The organism is Vibrio sp. 10N.222.48.A3, from assembly GCF_041475345.1.
Taxonomy (GTDB): Bacteria; Pseudomonadota; Gammaproteobacteria; order Enterobacterales; family Vibrionaceae; genus Vibrio; species Vibrio tasmaniensis_A.
Genome location: NZ_JBFRVX010000480.1, coordinates 1 through 214, shown reverse-complemented (window position 1 = coordinate 214; position 214 = coordinate 1). Strand labels below are relative to the sequence as shown.

Sequence of the window (214 nt, the reverse complement as noted above, 5' to 3'; positions counted from 1 at the left end):
ACAGCAAGAGCATCAACGAAGGCTCAACGGCGAGCTTTGACGTGACGTTGACCAAAGCGGCAGCGGTGGATGTGACGGTTGATATTGACACGCTTTACGGCACAGCGACGGCAGAGGACATCACGAGCATCGTGGTGAAAGACTCGGCAGGTCAGGTTGTGACGGCGAACGCAGATGGCTCTTACACGGTGAAAGCGGGTGAAACCCAACTGAC

1 protein-coding gene is annotated in these 214 nt (G+C 56.1%); it reads left to right on the top strand.

The features are described 5' to 3' along the window. Positions 1-214, top strand: a 214-nt coding sequence (locus AB4653_RS14250; protein ID WP_372104511.1) for a hypothetical protein, incomplete at both ends; no start/stop codon positions are given.